The 19,875-nt window shown below is 58.0% G+C and carries 12 protein-coding genes; 9 read left to right on the forward strand and 3 right to left on the reverse strand.

All coding sequences use genetic code 11. The features are described 5' to 3' along the window. The first annotated feature begins 121 nt into the window (after window positions 1-121). From ACTRWH_RS03070 to ACTRWH_RS03080, 3 genes are all read left to right on the forward strand, one after another. Window positions 122-1,798 carry a long-chain fatty acid--CoA ligase gene (locus ACTRWH_RS03070; protein WP_091641125.1) on the forward strand — a complete coding sequence of 559 codons (1,677 nt, stop codon included), beginning with the start codon at window positions 122-124 and terminating at the stop codon, window positions 1,796-1,798. A gap of 155 nt (window positions 1,799-1,953) precedes the next feature. Then, complete coding sequence (gene hrpA, locus ACTRWH_RS03075; protein WP_462825880.1) at window positions 1,954-5,880, forward strand: ATP-dependent RNA helicase HrpA; 3,927 nt, start codon at window positions 1,954-1,956, stop codon at window positions 5,878-5,880. Window positions 5,881-5,981: 101 nt separating this feature from the next. Further along, on the forward strand, window positions 5,982-7,103 hold the full coding sequence (locus ACTRWH_RS03080; protein ID WP_462825882.1) for a beta-ketoacyl-ACP synthase III: 1,122 nt from the start codon (window positions 5,982-5,984) through the stop codon (window positions 7,101-7,103). Window positions 7,104-7,127: 24 nt separating this feature from the next. On the opposite strand, the gene ACTRWH_RS03085 is transcribed toward ACTRWH_RS03080, so the two are convergent. Further along, the gene (locus ACTRWH_RS03085; RefSeq protein WP_075195252.1) at window positions 7,128-7,535 is read right to left on the reverse strand and encodes an acyl-CoA thioesterase; all 408 of its coding nucleotides are present in this window, start codon (window positions 7,533-7,535) and stop codon (window positions 7,128-7,130) included. Between the two features lie 95 nt (window positions 7,536-7,630). Here ACTRWH_RS03085 and ACTRWH_RS03090 point away from each other — a divergent pair, with 95 nt between their 5' ends. The 5 genes from ACTRWH_RS03090 (at window position 7,631) to dinG (ending at window position 14,715) form a co-directional block, all read left to right on the forward strand. Further along, complete coding sequence (locus tag ACTRWH_RS03090) at window positions 7,631-8,422, forward strand: MlaA family lipoprotein (RefSeq protein WP_041333267.1); 792 nt, start codon at window positions 7,631-7,633, stop codon at window positions 8,420-8,422. 36 nt (window positions 8,423-8,458) lie between these two features. Next, entirely contained in the window at window positions 8,459-9,946 is a 1,488-nt protein-coding gene (locus tag ACTRWH_RS03095; protein ID WP_462825883.1) for a DUF3336 domain-containing protein, read from the forward strand. Window positions 9,947-10,044: 98 nt separating this feature from the next. Further along, the gene (locus ACTRWH_RS03100; protein ID WP_036205460.1) at window positions 10,045-11,757 is read left to right on the forward strand and encodes an AAA family ATPase; all 1,713 of its coding nucleotides are present in this window, start codon (window positions 10,045-10,047) and stop codon (window positions 11,755-11,757) included. Window position 11,758: 1 nt separating this feature from the next. Continuing rightward, complete coding sequence (locus tag ACTRWH_RS03105) at window positions 11,759-12,526, forward strand: general secretion pathway protein GspB (protein WP_462825884.1); 768 nt, start codon at window positions 11,759-11,761, stop codon at window positions 12,524-12,526. Next, window positions 12,526-14,715, forward strand: a complete 2,190-nt coding sequence (gene dinG / locus ACTRWH_RS03110; protein WP_091643854.1) for an ATP-dependent DNA helicase DinG — start codon at window positions 12,526-12,528, stop codon at window positions 14,713-14,715. Before ACTRWH_RS03105 ends, dinG begins: the two co-directional genes overlap by 1 nt. Before the next feature lie 291 nt (window positions 14,716-15,006). Here dinG and ACTRWH_RS03115 read toward each other — a convergent pair whose 3' ends face one another. Beyond that, complete coding sequence (locus ACTRWH_RS03115; protein WP_199480489.1) at window positions 15,007-17,730, reverse strand: winged helix-turn-helix domain-containing protein; 2,724 nt, start codon at window positions 17,728-17,730, stop codon at window positions 15,007-15,009. Between the two features lie 248 nt (window positions 17,731-17,978). Here ACTRWH_RS03115 and cysB point away from each other — a divergent pair, with 248 nt between their 5' ends. Then, window positions 17,979-18,956 (forward strand): HTH-type transcriptional regulator CysB, encoded by a 978-nt coding sequence (cysB, locus tag ACTRWH_RS03120; RefSeq protein WP_036205465.1) that lies wholly within the window; start codon window positions 17,979-17,981, stop codon window positions 18,954-18,956. Between the two features lie 14 nt (window positions 18,957-18,970). On the opposite strand, the gene ACTRWH_RS03125 is transcribed toward cysB, so the two are convergent. Continuing rightward, the gene (locus ACTRWH_RS03125; RefSeq protein WP_273623410.1) at window positions 18,971-19,693 is read right to left on the reverse strand and encodes a phosphoadenylyl-sulfate reductase; all 723 of its coding nucleotides are present in this window, start codon (window positions 19,691-19,693) and stop codon (window positions 18,971-18,973) included. Window positions 19,694-19,875 lie beyond the last annotated feature (182 nt).

Consider the following 19,875-nt stretch of genomic DNA (forward strand, 5'->3'; position numbering starts at 1 on the left):
TCGTTCACAAAACTGCTATTCTCTCCCGACTTTTCGAGGCTGATACTTTTGTCTGGTTGATTTTTTGACCAAAACGACATTGGTAAACATTATAAGCACAAATGCCAAACAGGAGATGGTGATGGATTTTGAGCAGTTCTATCAGGACAAATACCCCGCTGGCGTGTCCCTGAACGTAGACCTGGATAAATACAGTAGCATGGTTGACGTATTTGATCAGGCCGTGAACAAGTACGCTGACCGCCCCGCGTTCAGTGCCGTTGGCGCCACGCTCACCTATCGCGACCTGGACACCCAGAGCCGGAATTTTGCCGCCTGGCTGCAGAACAAGACCGACCTCAAGCCGGGCGACCGGATTGCGGTGCAAATGCCCAACGTGTCCCAGTACCCTGTCGTAGTGTTTGGGGCCATGCGCGCGGGCCTGATCGTGGTGAATACCAACCCGCTGTACACCACTCGCGAAATGGAACACCAGTTCAATGACTCCGGTGCCAAGGCGCTTGTAGTGCTGGCGAACATGGCTCATAACGCAGAGAAAGTGCTTCCTCATACCGGCATCGAGCATGTCATTGTTACCGAAATTGCCGACATGCATTCGCCGCTGAAGCGTACGCTGATGAACGCCGCCGTGAAGCACCTGAAGAAAATGGTGCCGGCATTCAGCCTGCCCCAGGCTCACAAACTCCCGGCGGTGCTCAGTGCAGGGGCCAGGGAAAAATTCTCGCCGGTGGAGTGCAAGAAAGACGACATCGCCGTTCTGCAGTACACCGGTGGCACCACCGGTGTGGCCAAGGGCGCGATGCTGACCCACGGCAATCTGGTCGCCAACCTCCTGCAAGCTCGGCCGATGATGGAAGATTCGGTGGAGGAAGGCACGGAAGTGGTTATTGCTCCGCTGCCGCTTTACCACATCTACTCGTTCACCCTGAACTGCGGCATCATGCTTGAAGCTGGCGCCCACAACGTTCTTATCCCGAACCCCCGTGATATCCCCGGGTTTGTGAAAGAGCTCAAAAACCATCGCTTCACCGCATTCCTGGGGCTGAACACGCTGTTCGTGGCGCTGTGCAACAACGAAGAATTCAAGGCCCTGGATTTCAGTGCCCTGAAACTGACGTCGTCCGGCGGCATGGCGCTGACCAGCGACACCGCGAAGATGTGGCAGCGTGTTACAGGGTGTGAAATCAGTGAAGGTTACGGCATGACTGAAACCTCTCCGGTTGTCACCTTCAATCCGAACAGCGCGATCCAGCTTGGCACCATTGGCCTGCCGATTCCCGGCACCGAAATCAAAACCATCGACGACGACGGCAACGAAACGCCTCTTGGCGAGCCCGGCGAATTGTGTGTGAAGGGGCCACAGGTGATGCGCGGATACTGGCAGCGTCCGGAAGACACCCAGAAGTCCTTCACTGACGACGGTTTCCTGCAGACGGGTGACATTGCCCTTATCCAGGAGGATGGCTACATCCGCATCGTCGACCGCAAGAAGGACATGATTATCGTGTCTGGCTTCAACGTCTTCCCCAATGAGATAGAAGACGTGGTCAGTGGTCATCCGAAAGTGGTTGAGTGTGCCGCTGTCGGTGTTCCCGATGACAAGAGTGGAGAGGCGGTTAAGGTCTACCTGGTGGCAACCGCGGAAGGTGTTACTGAAAATGAACTGAAAGAGTTCTGCCGCGAACGCCTGACCGCTTACAAGGTCCCCAAATCCTTCGTGTTCCGCGATGAACTGCCGAAGACCAACGTAGGCAAGATCCTGCGGCGCGAGCTGCGTGACGAAGCCAACAGCAAGTAACCGGTTCGTGCGGGCGGTTTAATCGCCCCGAACGGATGATGTGAACCCCGCCTCGGCGGGGTTTTTCCGTTTAATGAGGCGCGGGATATCGTTAGACTGTCGCCACGCCCGAAGCGAACCGGGTATCCAAGATCCAACAACGGTAAAACGGACCGATGACGCAAGCCCCCCCGGAACAGTCCACGAATACGCCAGACAGCAAGGCCGCCGTAAAAGCCATCATGGAGCAGTTGGATGCCTGCAACCAGTTGGAAGCCGCCCGTATTCACAAGTTGGTCGCCCGGAAAAAAGGGCGTCCGGGGCAAAAGGACCTGGAGAAGATGGCGCAATGGCTCGATCGGGGTCAGGCGCGTGTCACGGAACGCCAGGCATTGCATAAGCCGGCCACCTTTCCGTCATCGCTGCCAGTGTCTGAACGGGTCGATGATATCCGTGAGGCCATTGAACAGAACCAGGTGGTGATTATTGCCGGCGAAACCGGTTCCGGTAAGACCACCCAGATCCCCAAGATCTGCATGAACAGCGGTCGGGGTATTCGCGGGCTGATCGGCCACACCCAACCCCGCCGGATTGCCGCCCGTACCGTAGCCGGTCGTATTGCTGAAGAGCTTGGAGAGCAGACTGGCGGGCAGGTGGGGTATCAGGTACGTTTTACCGACACCACGTCCGACCAGTCGCGGGTCAAAGTCATGACCGATGGCATCCTGCTGTCGGAGGTCCAGCACGACCGGTTCCTGGATCGTTACGATACCCTGATTATTGATGAGGCCCACGAACGCAGCCTTAATATCGACTTTCTGATGGGCTACCTGCGGCAACTGTTGCCGAAACGGCCTGATCTGAAGGTCATCATCACCTCCGCCACCATCGAAGTGGAACGCTTTAGCGAGTTCTTTAGTGGCGCGCCGGTCATCGAAGTCAGCGGGCGAACCTATCCGGTAGATGTGCGTTACCGTCCTCTCACTGGCGATGAGGACGATCGGGACCAGGGTTGGACGGATGGCGTGCTGCGTGCGATGGAGGAAATCGAACAGCACGAACGTGCAGAAAAGCAGCCACCGGGCGACGTACTCGTATTCCTGCCCGGCGAGCGGGAAATTCGCAGCCTCAGCAAGGTACTGCGACACGCCGAGCTGCGCCATACCGAAGTTCTACCATTATATTCTCGGCTCAGTAACCAGGAACAGAACCGGATATTCCAGGGCCACCGGGGGCGTCGGATCGTGCTCTCCACCAACGTCGCGGAAACCTCCCTGACCGTGCCCGGCATACGCTATGTCATCGACACCGGCGTGGCCCGTATCAGCCGTTACAGCGTACGTTCCAAAATCCAGCGCCTGCCCATTGAGCCGGTGTCCCAGGCCAGCGCCAACCAGCGTGCCGGGCGCTGTGGCCGGGTTGCTCCGGGGATTTGTTTCCGGCTTTACGACGAAACCGATTTCATCAACCGGCCCGAGTACACCGACCCGGAGATCCTGCGCACCAACCTGGCCTCGGTTATTCTGCAGATGACCACCTCGGGGCTTGGGGATATCCGCCATTTCCCGTTCCTGGAGCCACCGGACCGTCGCCTGATCAACGATGGCTACAAATTGCTCGAAGAGCTTGGAGCCGTTGATGACAAGCGCCGTCTGACAAACCTTGGCCGCACCATGGCACGCCTGCCGCTGGACCCAAGGCTGGCGCGCATGCTGGTGACCTCCTCGGAACAGGGCAGTCTGGCAGAAACGTTGGTGATCATTGCCGGCCTGAGCGTTCAGGACCCGAGAGAGCGCCCCCAGGACAAACAGCAGGCTGCCGATCAGGCCCACGCGCCGTTCAACGACAAGGAGTCGGATTTCCTGACCTTGTTGAATATCTGGAATTTCTACGAGGAACAGCGCCAGGAACTGTCCCAGAATCAGCTAAAAAAGGTCTGCCAGAAGAGCTTTCTGTCGTGGATGCGGATGCGGGAGTGGCGCGACATTCACCGGCAACTGACGCTGATTTGCCGTGAGCAGAAACTGAAACTGAACAGAGATGCGGCCAGTTACGAGTCTTTGCACAAAGCCATTCTTGCGGGTTTGCTGGGCCAGGTGGCGGTGAAGCTTGAAAAGAAGGAGTATCTGGCCACCCGCAACCGTAAGGTCATGATCTTTCCGGGCTCAAAAGTGTCGAAAACCGGCCCGAAGTGGATTGTGGCGGCGGAAATTGTCGAAACCAGCCGCGTGTTTGCGCGGGTGGTGGCGAAGATTGAGCCGGAGTGGACCGAGCCCCTGGCCGGGCATGTGGTGAAGCATCACTTCTTCGAACCCCACTGGGAACAGAAACGTGGCCAGGTCATGGGCTATGAAAAGGTCAGTCTTTACGGCCTGGACATTATTGCCAAACGCCGTATTCCCTACAGTAAGGTGGACCCGGAGGAGTGTCGCAACCTGTTCATCCGCCGTGCCCTGGTGGAAGGCGACTACCAGTCCAAGGCGCCCTTTATTGCCCGTAACCGCGAACTGTTGGACACCGTTGAAAACCTGGAGCGCAAAACGCGGCGGCGGGACCTGTTGGTTGAGGACGAAGTGCTGGTGGCGTTTTATGACCAGCGGCTGCCAGCGGACATTGTTAGCGGCCGGCATTTCGAAAGCTGGTGGAAGCAGCTGAGTGCTGACCAGCTCCGTGACATGGAATTGACGGAGGCCGATATCCTCCAGCGCCCGGTGGATGAGCAGGCGGGCTCACTGTATCCGGACTACCTGGAGTGGGAAGGGGTGAGATATCCCCTGAGTTATGAGTTCGAGCCCACCAGTGAGCGCGATGGCGTTACGCTCCAGGCACCGGTGATGGCCCTGAAACAGCTTCCGGCGCGGCGGCTTGAATGGCTTGTGCCGGGGCTCTTGAGGGAGAAGTGCATCGCACTGGTCAAAGGCCTTCCGAAGGCGTTGAGGCGCAACTTTGTACCGGTACCGGATTTCGTGGATGCGGCTCTGGAAAACCTTCAGGCTTCAAACGAGCCATTGGCGCTGCAGCTGGGCGAACAGCTCCGGCGAATGACGGGTGTCAGGATTGACGCCGATGCCTGGCCACAGGAGGATCTGCCGAAGCACCTGAGAATGAATCTTCGGGTTGTTGATGATGCGGGCAAGCCCATCGCCGAGGGGCGGGAAACCGAAAAGCTGCAAAGCGAACTGGAAGGGCGGGCAGAAGCTGCGTTGTCTTCGGCAACACGCAGGGAGCCCTCGACCGAGGCTGCGAGTGCGTCAACGCGATGGGATTTCGGGTCGCTGCCCGAATCTGTCAGGACCGAAAAAGGCGGTATGGAAGTCACCGTATACCCGGCATTGGAAGACACGGGGGATTCCGTGCGCCAGACACGGTTCCTGGACCGGCTTACGGCGGAGGATGCAACTCGCAAAGCGGTGGCGCGACTGATACTGATTCGGCTGGGCAATACGCTGGAGGACATCGAGCGGAAGTTGCCGAACTTCAAGTCATCGGCGTTGATGTTCGCGCCGGTGGGCAAAGCCCGGGTGTTGCTGGATGACCTGTTGCTGGCCACGGCGATGCAGCATTTTGTGCCCGATGACGTACCCCGGGACAACAACGCGTTCGAGAACGCGTTTAACGCCGGGAGGGCGGAATTCGTACCGGCACTTGAGCAGGCTGACGAGCGGCTACACCAGGCCATGACGGGCTATCATGGCGTGATGAAACAGCTCAAGGGCAAAATCAACCTCGCGCTCGCGAACAGTATGGCGGACTTGAAGTTTCAGCTGCAAAATCTTGTGTATCCGGGTTTTATTGTTGCCACGCCGCCGGAATGGCTTGCCCATTTTGGACGCTACTTTGAGGCCGCCAGCATCCGCTTCGAGAAAATGCCCAGGGAGCTCGGGCGGGAGCGGGAGTTCCTGCACACCATGGAGCCGCTCTGGTCCCGCTATGCCAGCAAACGCGATGAGCAGCAACGTCAGGGGGTAAGGGACCCGGAGCTATTGCTCTATCGCTGGATGCTTGAGGAATTTCGGGTCTCTTTCTTTGCACAACAGCTGGGCACGGCCGTGCCGGTATCGGTCAAGCGCCTCGACAGGCAGTGGGAGCAGACGCGCGTGTAAGCCGGTCACGTTTGCGGGCAAAACGTTTAGACTGTGTTAGTATTTGGTCAATATTGGTGCAGTTAGATTGTTTGTTTTTACAACTATGACGTGGGGTTAGCGTGATTAGAGCCGTTATCAGCGGGACCGGGTTGTACACACCGCCAGCAACCATTACCAACGAAGAACTGGTGGAGGCATTCAATGCCTTCGTCGAACTTCACAACGCACGTCATGCTGACGATATTGCCAGTGGCGATCTTGAGCCCCTGCAACCGTCTTCGTCCGCTTTTATTGAAAAAGCGTCCGGCATCAAGCGTCGCCACGTGATTGACAAGCAGGGCATACTCGACCCTGAACGGATGTGCCCGAACATACCGGACCGACCCAACGAAGAAGCCTCGGTGCAATGCGAGATGGCGCTTTCAGCCTGCGAAGAGGCGCTCAAACAGGCCGGCAAGACTGCGGCCGATGTTGATGCGGTTATTGTCGCCTGCTCCAACATGCAGCGCCCATACCCGGCTATATCTGTTGAGGTTCAGGACGCGTTGGGCATCGAGGGCTTTGCCTACGACATGAACGTGGCGTGCAGTTCCGCGACCTTTGGGCTGCAGGCGGCGGCGAACGCCGTAGAGAATGGCACGGCCAGGGCGGTGCTGGTGGTTAGTCCGGAAATCTGCTCCGGCCACCTGAATTTCCGTGACCGGGACAGCCACTTCATTTTTGGCGATGCCTGCACCGCCATCCTGGTGGAAAGAGACGCCGATGTTGCGGAAGGGCAGGGTTTTGAGGTTCTTGGAACCAGCCTGCTGACCAAGTACTCCAATAACATTCGCAACAACTTTGGTTTCCTGAATCGGGGCGATAAAGAGGGCATTAACAAGCCGGACAAGCTGTTCGTGCAACAGGGGCGCAAGGTGTTCAAGGAAGTGTCGCCGTTGGTGGCGGAAACGATCCTCAAACAGCTGTCCAGCCTGTCGTTGTCGCCAGATGACCTCAAGCGAATGTGGCTGCACCAGGCCAACCTGAATATGAACCAACTGATCGCCCGCAAGGTGTTGGGGCGCGACGCGGACACGAAAGAGGCGCCGGTCATTCTGGATGAGTACGCCAACACCAGCTCCGCTGGCTCGATCATTGCGTTCCACAAACACAAGGACGACTTTGGCGCTGGTGAACTGGGCGTGATCTGTTCGTTTGGTGCAGGCTATTCCATCGGCAGCGTTGTGGTTCGCCGCCGATAGGGTCTGGGGTGGCGATAGGCGGTCTTAACTGGCCGCCAACGCCCTGAGCTTGTCAGGCAGCGCCATCGACGTGCGTTTGGTGCGGTCAAACCAGACAATTTTCGCATAGCCTTCCGCGTAGAGTGTGCCGGTCTCGGTATCGGTCAGCGTATGATAGGTATCGAGGCTGGTATTGCCGGCTTTGTCGGCGTATGTTCTGACCTCAACCGTTGCCGGATGGGCCAGTTCCTTCAGAAAGGTGGCGCTGGTCTTTATAATGACCGGACCGTCGGGGTCGTTTTCCGCGCCCAGCTCCAGGGACGCCAGCCAGGTGATGCGGGCTTCCTCGAAAAAGCGGAAATAAACCGTATTGTTGGCATGGCCGTATGCGTCCATATCTCCCCAGCGCAAAGGCATGGAGAGTGTGCTAACCAGATTCCCGGGTACTGACATCGGGGCTACTCCTGAAGCAAGGGGTTAATAATAAAAAAGCAGAGCGCCGGTATTTTCGACGAACAGTAACAGTTTTAACAACCTCAGGTCTGACGATGAGAGACATTTTTTTCCGGCACCCAGCAATCGGCGCCCTGATTTTTATCTGCCTGTTTTCAGGCAATGCGGTCGCGCAAACCGTGCAGCCAGTCGATCCTGACATGGCAGAACGAAAGCTTGATGCCCCTCCGAGCGAGGTCGATCCCTATGAGGACTGGAACCGGAAGGTCTATGGCTTCAACGAAACCATCGACAACTGGTTCCTCCGCCCTGTTGCGAAAGGGTACCGCACCGTCATGCCAGGCTTTGCGGACCGTGCTGTCACCAATTTCTTCAACAACCTGACTGAAATACGTAACTTCGCCAACAGTATCTTCCAATTGAAGGGAGAGTCTGCCGTCGTGGCGGCGGGTAGGTTTACCTACAATACGGTTTTTGGTCTGGGCGGGTTGATTGATGTGGCTACCATGTTCGATTTGCCTGAGCGTCCAGAAGACTTTGGCCAGACCTTGGGCTACTGGGGCACGGGCTCTGGACCTTACCTGATGCTGCCGTTTTTGGGGCCTTCGAATCCCCGGGACTTTGGTGGGTTTGTATCCGACAACCTGTTGTTGCCCTCAGCCTGGGACCTGGCTGAAACGCCGGATGTCTATTATGCGAGGGCGCTTCAGATTGTTGACAAGCGTGCCGATCTGATCCCTGCGGAAGGGTTCATCTCAGGTGACGGCTATACGTTCGTGAGGAACGCGTACCTGCAACGGCGGGCTTACCTGATCAACGATGGCAGAACCGTAGACGATCCATTTGCCAGCGATGACGATGAGGATTTGATGCTCGAGGATTTCTGACGCATCGAATCGGCTGGAACAACGGAGGTTTACCAGATGGTTGATGACCGTATCCGGAAATTCCGCAAGATGCTGGCGGAGGCGCCCAATTACGAAGTCTGGAAGGCTGCAGCGCTGGAGCTGGATTTCCTTGAGGGCAATGTGGAGTGGAAAGAGGAGTTTGGCTCCGACCTTTACCATTACGAGCTCATCTACGACCGGCTCAGCAACCTCCGCACCTACCGGCATCAGAATGATTTCGAGCGCCTGAAGCGTGCATTGAGAGAAGGGCTTCATCACGACCTGGGCAATATGGGCAATACGGCCCTGTATACCCGCTCCCGGGTTGGCACCAAGCATCTGATCGATGAGTACATCACCCAGGTGTGCGAATCGCTGGATTTCCTGTGCGACACCAAGGTGCCGGGATTCCCAGTGGCCGAGAAGCTGCAGTTCTTCCGCGATACCCTGACCAGTTATGGCCGCCCGGCTTTGCTGCTCAGCGGCGGTGCCACGCTGGGCATGTTCCATTTCGGCGTTATAAAGGCACTCTGGGAAAAAGGGTTGTTGCCGCAGGTCATTGCCGGCTCCAGCATCGGCGCCATTATCGCTGGCATACTGGGTGTCCACAGCGATGCGGACATACCGGACATGCTGGTGCCTGAAAACCACGACATGAGGGCCTGGAAATGGCGAGGGCTGTTCAGTGCCATCCGGGGTGACGGCCTGATGGATCAGGAGCAGTTAAAGGCGTGCCTGCGTGCCAATATCGGGGAATACACCTTTGAGGAAGCGTTCCAGAAGACCGGGCGTTCCATCAACGTCAGTGTGTCACCGGTCCAGACCCACCAGAAAGCCCGTTTGTTGTGTGGCTACACGTCACCCTATCTGTTGGTCTGGAGTGCCGTGCTGGCCAGCGCGGCAGTGCCGGGCATCTTCCCGCCGGTACCGCTGATGAAGAAGGACATTCAGGGCAACGTGCTGCCCTACATGTCGCGGCTGAAGTTCGTGGACGGGTCGGTGGTCAGCGACTTGCCCATCGAACGGCTGATGCACCTTTACGACGTGAACTTCACCATTGTCAGCCAGACCAACCCCCATGTGGTGCCTTTTCTGAACCGGCGAGGCCGGGATGAAAAGATCAATGTCGCCAATCTGCCGATGCACCTGCTGAAATCGGAAATCCAGTTCCATGGCCAGGGCCTGTTCGATTATCTGCGAAAACGCGTTCAGCCGGAAATGCTTCGGCAGGTAGCGGGCCAGATGTACACCATTATGGGACAGCGCTATTCCGGGGATGTCACCATCTCGCCGACGTATCGTCTTCGTGACTACCGTCGCATGTTATCCAACCCCGATCCGGCATGGGTCCGGGAGATGATATTGCAGGGCGAGCGTGCGACCTGGCCCAAGATTTCGATGATTCGCTCCCACGCCAGAATCTCCAAAACCCTGGAGCGATGCATTCGCCGGTTGAAATCCGAACAGCGCCGCTCCACAGCCGAACTGAGACTGGTAAGCAATGCGGATTCCGGCGCTTCATGAGATGACAGCCCCGGGAGCCGGGCGGTATGATACCGCGATAGCCGGGGAGCCCGATGGCGGCTCCCGCAAGCTCCGCCTGAGCACCTGACTGGACACGCATGTACTACGATTTCTTCGGTTTTCGGGAGCCCCCGTTTTCGATAGCCCCGGACCCCCGCTATCTGTATCTGAGCGAACGCCATAAAGAAGCGCTGGCGCATCTGATGTATGGCGTACAGGGGCAGGGCGGTTTTATCGTGATCACCGGAGAGGTCGGCACGGGCAAGACCACTGTCAGCCGCTGTTTCATCGAGAATGTGCCGGATCATGTAGACATTGCACTGATCCTCAATCCCAGGTTGTCTGCCCGTGAGCTGTTGTCATCCATCTGCGATGAGCTTGAGATTGCCCATCCGGTCGGATCATCCATCAAGGAACTGGTGGGACTGATCAACGATGACCTGCTCAAGGCCCATGCAGCGGGCCGCCATAAGGTTCTGATGATTGATGAAGCCCAGAACCTGTCCGCCGAAGTGCTTGAACAGCTCCGATTGCTGACCAATCTCGAAACCGCTGAGAAAAAACTGCTGCAGATTGTGTTGCTGGGACAACCTGAACTGCAGGAGATTCTGGGGCTACCAGAGCTCCGCCAGTTAAATCAGCGGGTAACGGCCCGTTATCACCTCGACGCCCTGGGTCGAGCAGAGATAGAGGCTTACCTGCGTTACCGGCTCAGCGTGGCAGGCCTCCGGGGCGAGATCTTTACTGATCGCGCGATCCGGGCTTTGTACCGCGCCAGTCATGGTGTACCGCGACTGATTAACCTGATCAGTGACCGTGCATTGCTGGGCGCCTACGCCGAAGGCGAGCACCAGATCACTGCTCCCCATATCCGTAACGCTGCCCGGGAAGTGAACGGCCAGAATCTGCCCAGGCGCGCTGGGCAGTCTCGAAAGTCCCATGCGCTGATGTTGGCTGCAGCCCTGCTGATGGCCATCATCATGACCACGTGGCTGTTCATAGGGCTTCCGGGGAGCGGTGGACCCGAGCCCGATGCTGTCGCCGAAAATCAGGGAAGGTCCCTTACTGGCGCCATCGAACGGGTCGAGCTGGATATGCCTGTTGTCGAGTTGTCGGAAAAGCTTCCCGAAGCCAGTGAGCAGACCAGTGACTCACGCGAGGAGGAACCACTGCCCGAATTTGAGTTCCCGGACCAGACCATCTCTTTGCCAGTGGCTTTTCGCGAGCTGTTTGAACTATGGGGGTTGGAATACCGCGCCTCGGAAAGCCCAGTGGCGTGTGAGTTTGCCGAGGGGCAGGGACTGCGTTGCCTGCAGAACAAGGGTGCACGCCGAAGCCTGGAGTTTCTGGACCGGCCGGCGATACTTCAGCTTCGCAACGGCAATGGGGACAGTCACTATGCGGTCCTGAGCGGCCTCCAGGATAATCGCGCCACTATCGAACTCCCGAGTGGTCGCCGGGAGGTCACCTTCTCCAGCCTGGAGCCCTATTGGTTTGGCGAATTTACCGTACTTTGGGAAGCGCCCGCCTACATTTTGGGCGATGCGTCCGGTAGTGCTCAGGGTAATGAAAGGGTGGCCGAGCAGATCTGGATGGGCTCAAGAATGATGGAGCTCGCCAGCCGATACGCCGAAAGCCGGCAGGAAGAGAGCCGCGTCAACCGTATGCCGATCGAAGAGCAGGTCCGCTGGTACCAGCAGCAAAGAGGCCTGACGGTCGATGGCATTGCCGGTGCCATGACCATCATCCAGATGAATAACGACCTGGAATCTGCCGTGCCCCGGCTGACGTCCGGAAGGATGGTGAACTGACATGTCCTATATCCTTGATGCTCTCCGCAAATCCGAAACTGAAAGACGGCAGGGTCGGATTCCGGACCTTGGCCAGCAGGTACAGCTGATCCACAAACCACGGAAAAAATCGATTCCGATTCTGGTGTGGGTTGCGCTGGGGCTGGTGCTCAACGCGGCTGTATTGGCCTGGATCTTCTGGCCCCAGGGGCGTCAGGCTTCCCTGACGGATCAAACAATCCCGTCGGCTGGCGTGGCTGCGCCCGCACCCACACCCACCGTTGAACCGGTTATAGTTGATGACAAGCCGGAACCTGCGGGCCAGGTATCGACGCCCGAACGTGTACAATCGCCGCCGACCCGTGACACGCTCGAGGGTGCTATCGAGATTCCAACACCGGGAGCGAATACCGACTCTCCAGTGGATGCGGTAGCGGAAACCGGTGACGAGAATGAGCGGGAGCGACCCACGGTGATTGTGCCCACGCCGCGAACGCCAAGTGCTGTCAATCCCAGCGAGCGGGACGGTGTCACCGCACAGACGGCGCCGCACCTTGTAGAGCTTCCACTTTCCTTCCAGAAAAGGGTGCCAGACCTGATTTTTAACAGCCATATCTATGCGTCCGAGCCGTCGGCCCGCCGGGTCATGATCAATGACAACTACCTGCGCCCCGGAGAGTCGTTTTCCGGTATCACTGTCGAACGGATTACCGAGGAAGGCGTGGAGCTGAGCATGGATGGCCGTCGCTTCCGGGTGGGTGTGGTTCGCAACTGGGTGAGCCCCGACTGATGGCACTCACCGAGGACGTCAAACAGCAGATTCAGCAGACCTACCGTGACGTGTTGGCCGGCAAGGACATCCGTGCCCGCTATGGCCAGCGCCTGATGATCGCCGAGATTGCCCGCTACATGGGCGAGATCACCGAGAATGACGGCCAGCGCACCTCTCCAGCCGGCACCTGCGTGGTGGAGGCGGGCACAGGCACGGGCAAGACCCTGGCCTATTTGATTGCCGCCATTCCGGTGGCCCGTGCCCTTGGCAAGACACTGGTGATATCAACAGCGACCGTTGCCCTGCAGGATCAGATCGTCCACAAAGACCTTCCGGACCTGAAAAAGCACAGCAAACTGGATTTTACCTGGACCCTTGCCAAAGGTCGTGGCCGCTACTTGTGTATGTCTCGTCTCGAAGCTCGCCTGCATGACGAGGGTAACGGCGACAGCGATACCATGCCGCTGTTCCTGCTGGATGGGCCCGGCAAGGAAGAACCCGGCACCCGGGCCTATTTTGAAGACATGCTGGCCAGTTACGGGTCCCGGAAGTGGGACGGTGATCGCGACCATTGGCCGGATCAGATACCCGATGACATCTGGCGCCAGGTCACCACCGACCATCGTCAATGTACCAATCGCCACTGTAGCTATTTCGACAGCTGTGCCTTCTTCGACGCCCGAAAAGACCTCGATGATGCCGACATCGTGGTGGCTAACCACGACCTGGTGCTGGCAGACCTTGCCCTTGGCGGTGGTGCCATTCTGCCGGAGCCGGAAAATGCATTGTTTATCTTTGATGAGGCACATCACCTGCCGGACAAGGCACTGAATCACTTTGCGGCGTCGGTGCCGCTGAATGCCACGCGGCAATGGCTCAAGCAGCTATCCCAGGCACTGGGAAAGATGCAGCCGTTCCTCACGCCCGGCACCCAGGCCGCGAAGACCATCGACAGGATCAGTTCCGCCTCCCGTGAAGTGGATATATGTCTGACGAGGGTATACGACGAGGCCGAACAGAATACCGGTTGGGAGTTCAATGAGGAGCGACGCTCCGCCCAGTGGCGCTACCCGGAGGGCGAATTGCCCGAGGTGCTTGCCGGCCTGGCGGTGGAAACCCGGGTGGCGACGGCCACCCTGGTTCGCCAGCTTGGTGTGATGGTGGACGAATTACAGACGGCCTTCGATGAACGCAAGGCCAGCGATGTCGACCGCGATACGGCGGAATCCTGGTATCCGGTGATTGGATCGTTCCACAGCCGTGCTGAGGACCAACTGCGGTTGTGGGTCGCGTGGTGTGATAATCCGGGCCAACCGGCCAGTGAGCCGGCAGAAGGTGAGGAATCAGCGCCTGAGCCTAAGAAGCGGTCCGGGCCACCGGCCGCCCGTTGGTCGGTGCGACAGCGCTGGGAACACGCGGAAGACATTACGCTCTACAGTAGCCCGGTGCTGGCGGATAATCTGCTTTATTCCAGGCTCTGGTCGCGGGCCTATGGCGCTGTGTTGACCAGTGCAACCCTGACCGCCCTTGGGCGCTTTGATCGGCTCAAGGCCAGAGCAGGTTTGCCCGAAGCCAGCCGCTTCGTGGTGGTGCCCAGTTCCTTCCGCTATGGCGAAATGGCAACCGTGGAAGTGCCGGCCATGACCGCCATGCCCACGGACGATAGCTTTACGGACCAGGTGGTGTCGCGGCTACCGGCCTTGTGGGCCGGGGAGAAGGCGACACTGGTACTGTTTACCTCCAGGCGCCAGATGCAGTTGGTGCGGGATGCCCTGGTGCCGGAATACCCGGATCTGATCACCACTCAGGACGATATGGCCAAGGGCGAGGTCCTGCGCCGCCATTGCAGCCGTGTAGATGAGGGGCTGCCCAGTGTGTTGTTCGGTGTGGCAAGTTTTGCAGAGGGCATTGACCTGCCTGGCAAGTACCTGAGCCATGTGGTGATTACCCGACTGCCGTTTTCGGTACCGGATGATCCCATCGAAGCCAGCCTGGCGGAATGGGTGACGCACCGCGGCGGTAACCCGTTCATGGAAATAACCGTACCCGACGCCTCCATCAAACTGGTGCAGGCCGTTGGTCGCCTGCTACGGACCGAGTCGGACACCGGCCGCGTCACCATCCTTGATCGTCGCATCATCGCCCGTCGATACGGGCAGTTGTTGTTGGACGCATTACCGCCTTTCCGGCGAATCATAGAGCCCTGATCAATAGAGCCCTGATAAAAAGAGAGCCATAAAAAAAGAGCCAACCCATGTGGGTGGCTCTTATAGAGTGGGTCCTTATCGAACCCGGGCGTCGAAACAACGCGGAACAAGAAGTCTGAAGGCCTGAAGTTTCAGAAATCTTACCGAGGTTTCCCTCAGCGTTGGGAGCATAGTAAGGGAGGAGGGGGCGTATCCGGATCGTCCAAAGGGCGTAGTGGGCGTATAAAATTCGACAAAAGTGTGATGCGCGTCACAAAAGTTGCCCGAAAGACAGCTTCAGTGAGTCAAGAGTCAGGCCAGTAGCCGAAGTTCCCTTGCTCTTGCCAACGCCTCGGTGCGGGATCCGACTGCAAGCTTGCCGTAAAGGTTGCGAATGTGGGCTTTTACGGTGGTAGGCGCCACCCCCATCGTGTTTGCGATGTCCTTGTTGGCGAGGCCCTGATTGATGAGATCCAGCACTTCCAGTTCCCGCTGACTCAGGGGTTCGGGGAGATCTGTGTTGCCCGGGGCTGCCTGCGTATCCCTCTGCGAGTCTTCCGGCTCTGTTTCAGCGGTTTCTGCCTCTGCCAGTTCCGAGAGCATGGCTGTGACCCGGCTGTTCCAGCGGCCCGGCGCCTTGAGAACCGGCAGCGCTCTACACAGCTGGCGGATGGTAGGACTCTCCTCCGCAAGCAGGCGCATGAATCCGGCCTCTGATGCCCGCTGGACGGCCTGGGCCAGCATCTGTTCCGCTTCTATCGTTTTACCTTCGGCGAACAGCGCCTCGCTGTAGACCAACTGGATTTCCACCAGATGGCGGTAGTGCTGATCCTGCTCTGCGCTGAGTCGGAGGGGGGCCAAAGTTGCCATGGCGTCGCCCGGGCGGCCCAGCGCCACCTGAACACGGGCGATGCTAATTTGGTTCTGTTCCCGGTTCAGCGGATTGGTGAACCGGTCAGTGCTCACCTGTTGCACCCATTTTTTCGCCAGATCCAGATGACCGGTGGCGAGATAGCAACGAGCCAGCATGGCGGAGCATGCTGGAGGCTCGAACAGGATGTGGTCCCGACGACGTCTTGCAACGCTGGCGGCATCTTCCAGTGCTTCCATCGCTTCCTGGTAGCGCCCTTCACTGAAGGCCAGGTGGCCACGCACGTACTGGATAACCACGTGCTGCCCCGGTTCGGTGCCATTGTTGACATGGTCCAGCAGCGGGGCCAGGTAGGAGGCGGCCAACTGGGGTTCGTTTCTCTCCCGGTAAATCTCGATCAGGGCGCTGTTTTGCCAGCATGAAATTAACATGGGCTGGCGTGGGTCGCTGTGGTGCTGGTCGACCCATTGCCGCACACGGGTGCAGGTATCCAGGGCTTCGTCGATATCTCCGCGGTTGTACTGAATCCATGCAAGCAGGCCGCCGCTTGAGAGTACGGTACTGGGTTTGCGCTCCAGTTCCCCATAACGCACAGCGGAGGTCAGGGCGTCCTCGGCGGCTGCCAGGTCCCCCTTACCGTAATAGTCCAGTCCGACTCCGTAATAGGTCACGGATTTCAAGGGGATGCGGGTGTGGTCAATGTCACGCAATACCTGCTGGGTCAGGTCGCTGGCGCTTTTATCGTCGCTTTTTGATCGCGCGAGATAAGAGCGGATCAGTGAAATCTCACTCTGCAGGCCCAGGGCGCCCTCGGCATCGGGGTGGGAATCGGCCACCTGTTGGTCGAGCATGTCTTCCAGTTCGCCCAGGAGGGGCTCCAGCACGTCTACCCGGTTGGCGAAAAACAGCGCCCACACTCTCAGCATCAACAGTTGTGGGCTGTCCTGCAGAGTGTTGGCGGGCAGGGAATCCAGCCAGCTCAGCACCGGAAGATGAAAACCGCCGTGGATCAGGTTGTTGCCGTGTTCAGCCAGTACCTTTGCGAGCCAGGGCCAGTCCTGATGCTGGACAATCTGGGAAATGCCTTCCTGAACGTGGCCATGGACCAGTAACCAGTGGACTGCTCGCTGCCATTGCTTTTCGGTATCTTCCGGTTTGAACTGTCTCACCCGTTGTAACAGCGCGTCCCGGAACAGGTCGTGATAACGGAACCATTCATTGTGGGTATCCAGCGGGATCAGGAACAGATTTTCACGCAGCAGCTGTTCCAGCAGGACCTGACTGTTGGTGGTGCCGCGAACGGCGTCGCAGAGTGAGGCACACAGCCGGGGACAGCAGGCGGTGTCGAGCAGGAAGTCGCGCACCGGCGCAGGTTGCTGCTCCAGCACCTCTGTCAGCACATAATCACTGATGCGGCGCTCGTCCAAATCGATGCGTTGGTGACCCGTTCCAGGTTTTTGATCGTCAATGCTGCCGCCGGACAGCGCGGACAATTGCATGGCGGCAACCCAACCCTCAGTTTTACTGCAGATCCTGCGAATTTCCTGCTCGGAGAGTTCGAGCCCCATGGTGTCGTGGAAGAAGCGCTGGCACTCCTCCTCGGAGAATGCCAGCAGCCCCGGGTGTATGTCCTCCACCCAGCGGCGCACCCGCCAGCGTGAAAGCGGCAGGGCTGGTTCGGTGCGGGATGCCAGGGTCACCAGGACCCCTGGCGGCAGGTAGTCCATGAAATATGACACCTGGCGCTGTAATTGTGGGTCGCGGATAAAATGATAGTCGTCCAGGACCAGCGACCAGGGTGCGCCATCGGCGGCGAGAACGTTAATCAGCCCGGTAATGGGGCCTTCCAGTTCCTGGAGGCTGCAATGGCTGAGTTGTTGACGGCATTGCTCCAGACCTGCGAGGCCATTGTGTTCAAACGCCCCCACCACGTACTGCCAGAATCGGCGGGGCTCGTCATCATGCTCATCCAGGGATAGCCAGGCAACGGTAGACGGTGACTGGGAGCACCATTGGCTGACCAGTGTGGTCTTGCCAAAACCCGCTGGTGCCACCACCAGATTCAACCGCTTGGCACCGTCCGGCTGCAGCAGGGCGCTCAGGCGATCCCGTTGTACCGAACGGGGATCCGCGGTTGGTCTGAGGAATTTGGTGGTTAACAGCATCGTTTCCCTGAATGCCCGTAAATGTTTCGATAACGGATTGTGTGCTTTGTCACAGTTAAGTCAAGGGCCGCAAAGACAAATGACGCTGTCGTCATGCTGCGTTCTGGCGTTTTTGGTCTAAACTGTGTTGGAAGGGATTCTGTATACTCAATAAGAATGAAAAATCACGTTTTTATGCGTATTCTTCTAATAAGAGCAGCGTATACATGCCCGGTCTGTACCGGGCCTTATGGGGAGCGACAGGGTAGATGAAATTACAACAGTTGCGCTATATCTGGGAAGTTGCGCACCATGATCTCAACGTATCCGCCACTGCCCAGAGTCTTTTTACTTCACAGCCGGGAATATCCAAGCAGATCCGTCTTCTGGAAGACGAACTGGGCCTGGAAGTGTTTGCCCGCAGCGGCAAACACCTCACCCGTATCACACCGGGCGGCGAGATCATCATCCGTGAGGCCGGTGAGATATTGCGCCGTGTGGAAGGTATCAAGAAGATTGCGCAGGAGTTCAGTAACCAGCGCAAGGGCGACCTGAGCATTGCCACCACCCATACCCAGGCCCGCTATGCGCTACCGCCGATCATTCAGGGCTTTATCGAGTCCTACCCCGAGGTGTCCCTGCACATGCACCAGGGAACTCCCATGCAGATTTCAGAAATGGCCGCCAATGGCGCGGTGGATTTTGCCATTGCCACCGAGGCCATGGAGTTGTTCAACGACCTGATCATGATGCCGTGCTACAAATGGAACCGGAGCATCATTGTGCCGAAAGATCACCCTTTGGCGCAGAAATCCGAACTGACGTTGCCGGATCTTGCCGAATTTCCGCTGGTCACCTACGTGTTTGGCTTTACCGGCCGTTCGAAGCTGGACGAGGCGTTCCAGGCTCACGGATTGACCCCAAAAGTGGTGTTTACCGCCGCCGATGCCGATGTGATCAAGACGTATGTGCGGCTGGGTCTTGGGGTTGGCATCATCGCCAGCATGGCGTTCGACGAGCAGAATGACCCCGATCTTGTCTGCCTGGACGCCAGTCAACTCTTCCGTCCGAGCGTGACCCGGATTGGCTTCCGCAAGGGGACGTTCCTGCGCGGTTATATGTACGATTTCATCCAGCGATTTGCACCACACCTGACCCGTGAGCGGGTGGATGAGGCCGTGACTCACCAGGGCAGCAGGGCGGAGATCGAGGAACTGTTCAACGACATCGATCTACCGACCTACTGACGGCCCGGGAAAGATTATTCGCGGGCAATCAGGTTTCCGGCGTGTAGGCCACATTCCTTCTGCGTGGCTTCTTCCCACCACCAGCGGCCCTCGCGCTCGTGCTGTCCTGGCAGGATAGGGCGTGTGCAGGGTTCGCAGCCAATGCTGACAAAGCCCTTTTCGTGCAGTTTGTTGTAGGGGGCTTCCGTCATACGGATATAGTCCCAGACTTCCTTCGAGCTCCAGTTCGCCAGCGGATTAAACTTTACCAGCGTTTTCTCGTCCGTAGAGAAGGCGTCGTCAATCTGTACCACAGGCACGTCATTGCGGGTACCGGGGCTCTGGTCCTTGCGCTGGCCGGTAATCCACGCATCAACCGTGGCCAGTTTTCGCCGTAACGGATTGACCTTGCGGATACCGCAGCATTCGCCATGGCCGTCTTCATAGAAACTGAACATGCCCTTGCGGGTGACCAGATCCTGCACTTCCGCAGCATCGGGGAACATCACCTCAATGTTAATGCCATAGTGCTCGCGGACCCGATCAATGAACTGATAGGTTTCCGGGTGAAGGCGCGCCGTATCCAGGGTGAATACCTGAAGGTTGTCGGTCAGCTTATGGGCCAACTCAATCAGTGCGACGTCTTCCGCACCGCTGAAGGAAATGGCAATGTTGTCGTACTTCGCCAGAGCGGCCTGGAGGATAGCCCTGGGGCTCGCGCCTTCAAGCTCGGCCTGTAACTGTGCAATGTCCGTCATTTGAAAGGATCACCTGGAGTGTAAATGTGTGATAAATCTACCATTAACCGGCAACAGTCTGAAGGAATGGGGGAGTATATCGTTATAGCCGCACAGATGTACGATGCATTCCGCCCCGGTTTTTCTTATCATACCGCCTGATTCCAATCCCCGGCGGCCTTCGCCGGGCTGACCAGCGTTCA

This window comes from Marinobacter sp. G5_S1_61_S3 (assembly GCF_054968585.1).